A 3863-nucleotide genomic window follows, 5' to 3' on the forward strand; every position below is an offset into this window, starting at 1 on the left:
GCAAATTCTGAGGCGGGGATGATTTTAGGATAGTCATAGTGATAGAGGTAATCCACTTTCCTAACCCCATCTGTACAGTAAAGTTCTCAAGTCCAGTTGTACAAAGCGCTACTGCACGAGGAACCAGATGGAATACATCTCCGCTTCCTAAAAGAACTGCCATAATTACAAACATGGTAAACTGGCGGTTTCCTTTGCTTTTGCGGATCATTAAAATCCCGATTGTGATTACCGAAAACAAATATACGATATCAAATAAAGTTTCTACAATTGCCTGCATAATAAGCATCCTTATTCTGAAATTTTATATGGAACTATGTCTTGCTGTTAAAGCAGCTTTCACATAATTACAACCGGGTACAGCTTTAAACGCATAAGTGAACGCTGTTCACTTTGCTTAAAAAAATCCCCACAATCAAAGGTGGGAGAATTTTAATAGAGTGTTTTATTGATCAGCATCGATATCGCAGACGGATCATAATCCTGACGAATCATTGATACTAATATTAAAGAAAATAATATATCTGCAAACTGTTTTTCTGTGAATTGCTGATCAAATACATCTGAACGAATCTTGGAATCATTCTTTATATATTACACAATTCATTCAGAATGTGTCCCCATGTCTGCAACATTTTCTTCTTTCCATCCGTTTTTTCATCCTTCACAAATCCAAACGAATGCAGAGAAAAGAAGCCTGGAAATTGCTCATTTCCATATTCCAGTCTTTTATAAATCCATGAGATACAGGCCGCAACATCTTTAAAAAAGACCTGCTCATCTTCAGAGTGGAAAAAGATTTCACGCCAAATACTCTCAATTGTATCCCCAAGCAAATCGGCCTTGGATTCATAGTAATTGTAGATTGTCCCAGCCGAAACAGAACATCGGGACGCAACAGTACGTATGCTCACAGCAGTCCATCCGCTTTCTTTGATCAGTTCTCTGCTTGCAGCTAGTATGTCTTCTTTTGAAGTTGCAAGATGATTCACGAATTCACGCCTTGATTCTGATGACTTTGGTTCAGACGACTTTGACTCTGATGATTTCGGCGGTGATGATTTCTAACGGAAAACATCACCGGTAAAATACCACACATGACAGAAAGGACTTTAGGCAACACCGCACAATTCCCGCCTGACGGCTTAAGCACCGCTCCGGCGGCTGCGGCACGGCATCTGCGTTGCCAAAATGCTCGATAATGTCGGGTTGCGGTACCCGCATCGTGCTTCGGGGACAAAAGCCCCTCGCACTCTGCGACCGCTGCCCCTGCTTCGGTTCGCTGTATCCGCCACTGGCGGCGCTCACCTTTGCAGTATCCAGTATTATCGGCGCTTTTGGCTTAGCAGCTGCCGCACCTCGCTCGCCGTATCGGCACTTAGAATTATGCGGTATTGCCTTTACCATGAAAAAGACGATTTGGAAAGCATTCTTTGCGCAATGCTCGTTACGCTGACGACCTGTATCACGATCACCGGATGGAAGTTCCGTTTTGGTAGCAAGCCTTTTGAGGTCTGACAAAAGGTCAGGCTGGCCAAAGAGCCTGACAATGAGTATACAGACTGTCAAAAAACTCTTGTAGGGGCGAGCATTGCTCGCCCGTGCCCGTTTGCCTGTGAAAAAAACTTACCCGGAAAAGGCGTTGCTGCGCCAAGTTGGCGGGTGACCAATAGTCGCCCCTACATATTCAATAGGTCACGAATGTGATTTTTTGACACGCCGGAGTATGAGCAGGAGCTGACAAGCAAGTTACGGTGACCGCATAAAAGGCGCACGGCAAACACACCCGGGCAAGGACTGCGCTTGCCGGGAACAGTATGTGAGAGGTGTCCCTTGCGCTATAGGACACCCGGCAAAAGGGCACACCTCGCCCCTGGTCGGAGCCTTTGGGGGCGGAAGGCTTTACCCGCTGATGGCATCCTCGACCACATCCAGCAGGTGGCAGGGGTCGAGCTGGGCGGCGGTGCAGCGGCGTGCGAGGGCCTCGACGAAGGCGCGATCCAACGATACGTCGGAGATAAACTGTACGACCTGCTGGCAGCCGCGGAGGTCCCGCGCGGCCAGAATGCCGTAGGTAGTGTAGGACCCGAGCTCGGGCGCGGATAGCTTTTGACAGACAACGCGATAGGTATACACGATTTTCACCCACTCCTGCTATGCTACATAACAAAATATATTGACAAAAAATGGTAACCGGAGTAAAATTGTGGTAGTGTTAGTGTACTTATAGATGCCGCCCTTCACAATATAGCATATCCCGGTGTGCAAAGTACACAACCAGTGCCGGAAATTTTGGCGGCGCATTTTGCACCGCCGCTTTGCTGTTTTTCCGGCGGTGAATCGCGTTTTGAGGGGAGAGAAGATGTTATGTCCGCATATCGATACCGTGTGGCAGAAGCAATGACCGCTGCGAGGGAGGCAGCGGGTGTTTCACAGCGGGAACTGGCAGACCGCCTGGGCCGGGATAAGCGCACGATCCAGAAATGGGAAAAGGGCGAGATGAAAATCGCGCTTGAGGATTTTCTGGCCGTCTTTGATGCGCTAAAAGTGCAGGTGGAGCCGTACTCCAAATGGATTCGGCACCCAGAGCTTTTCCCCAATGGTCTGTCGGACATCCTGCAATACTCCACCGATAAAAAGCGCGCGGCACTGGGGGATTTCTACCGCTGCCAGGCGTCGCCCATGGAGGTCGAGCAGGAATATTACTTTCTGTATGCTGACCACGGCAGCGACTACCACGGCATGTACCAGCAGTGGATGGCCAACCTGCTGACACCGCTGCGGGATCGCCGCCGCATCTGTGCCCAGGTTATTGAGAATTATAACGAGGCCCTTGCCACCGGGACCATCACCGACCCGGACGCGCCCCAGCCCAACATGGAGGTCCTGCAGGCCTGCTATGAGGCCAGCGCCCAGAGCATCCAGAACGGCGCCAACGGCTACACGATGCTGAGCCTTGATTTGAACCGCTGACAAAAGCATAAACCCGCCGCCCCCTGCGTACACTCTGCGCAGGGGGCTTTGTTATGGCTGCACTTGTACAAAGGATTCGGGCGCGGGCGGCATCGCTGCCGACATTCGACATACCGTTTCTGCTGATTTTGCTGCTGTTGTTGAGCTACGGGCTCATCATGCTGTTCTCCGCGGGGTACGCGGTGGCGCTCTACCGCCGCGGCGACGCCTACACCTACATCCGCCCGCAGCTGCTGTTTGCGGCGCTGGGCGTGCTGGCTATGTACGCGGCCAGCCTGGTGGACTACCACGTCTGGCACAGGCTGGCCTGGCCGATGCTGGGGATCTCGCTGCTTTTGCTTGCCATCGTGCTTTTCATGCCGGAGTACAACGGCTGCAAGCGGTGGATCGTGCTGCCGGGGCTGGGCACGCTGCAGCCCAGTGAAATCGCAAAATTCTCGATTGTGCTGGTGTTCTCGCATATCATCTCACTGAACCACGACAGGATGAAGTCGTTTTCCACAGGCGTTGTGCCGTTCGCGTTGATTCTGGGGGTCGTCACGGTGCTCATGCTGCTGGAGCCGCACCTGTCCGGCACGCTGCTGATTCTGTCCATCGGCGCGGTGCTGATGTTTGTGGGCGGCACGGGGCTGCAATGGTTCGGGCTGGCCGGGGGGCTGGGCGCGGCAGCCATTGCGGCGGCGGTCATTGCGCTGCCGGAGCTGGTGCCCTACGCCACGGACCGGCTCGCGTCGTGGCGCGACCCCTTTGCCGACCCGCTGGGCGAAGGTCACCAGACGATCCAGAGCCTCTACGCCATCGCGTCGGGCGGGCTGGCCGGGCTGGGGCTGGGCAACAGCCGACAGAAATATCTGTACGTGCCGGAGCCGCAGAACGACTTTATTTTTTCG

4 protein-coding genes and 1 pseudogene are annotated in these 3863 nt (G+C 52.8%); 2 read left to right on the forward strand and 3 right to left on the reverse strand.

Annotated features, from left to right (window positions below):
• The 3 genes and pseudogenes from ACMLHZ_RS13310 to ACMLHZ_RS13320 all read right to left on the reverse strand — a co-directional run.
• Window positions 1-280, reverse strand: a pseudogene (locus ACMLHZ_RS13310) (hypothetical protein); the annotation flags it as partial.
• A gap of 307 nt (window positions 281-587) precedes the next feature.
• Window positions 588-992: a TetR/AcrR family transcriptional regulator gene (locus tag ACMLHZ_RS13315; RefSeq protein WP_349184904.1), complete on the reverse strand. Its 405-nt coding sequence runs from the start codon at window positions 990-992 to the stop codon at window positions 588-590.
• A 910-nt stretch (window positions 993-1902) separates the two neighbouring features.
• Complete coding sequence (locus tag ACMLHZ_RS13320) at window positions 1903-2136, reverse strand: DUF6514 family protein (RefSeq protein WP_279036357.1); 234 nt, start codon at window positions 2134-2136, stop codon at window positions 1903-1905.
• A 231-nt stretch (window positions 2137-2367) separates the two neighbouring features.
• Here ACMLHZ_RS13320 and ACMLHZ_RS13325 point away from each other — a divergent pair, with 231 nt between their 5' ends.
• Entirely contained in the window at window positions 2368-2973 is a 606-nt protein-coding gene (locus tag ACMLHZ_RS13325) for a helix-turn-helix domain-containing protein (RefSeq protein ID WP_253013902.1), read from the forward strand.
• Window positions 2974-3026: 53 nt separating this feature from the next.
• Window positions 3027-3863: FtsW/RodA/SpoVE family cell cycle protein (locus tag ACMLHZ_RS13330; RefSeq protein ID WP_418668166.1), on the forward strand; the 837-nt coding region annotated here is incomplete at its 3' end.

The organism is Allofournierella sp., assembly GCF_048388525.1.
Classification (GTDB): domain Bacteria; phylum Bacillota; class Clostridia; order Oscillospirales; family Ruminococcaceae; genus BQOK01.

What these genes read in the sequence shown, in the direction of transcription:
- ACMLHZ_RS13325 (WP_253013902.1), top strand. Translation starts at nt 2,368, where the DNA reads ATGTCCGCATATCGATACCGTGTGGCAGAAGCAATGACCGCTGCGAGG.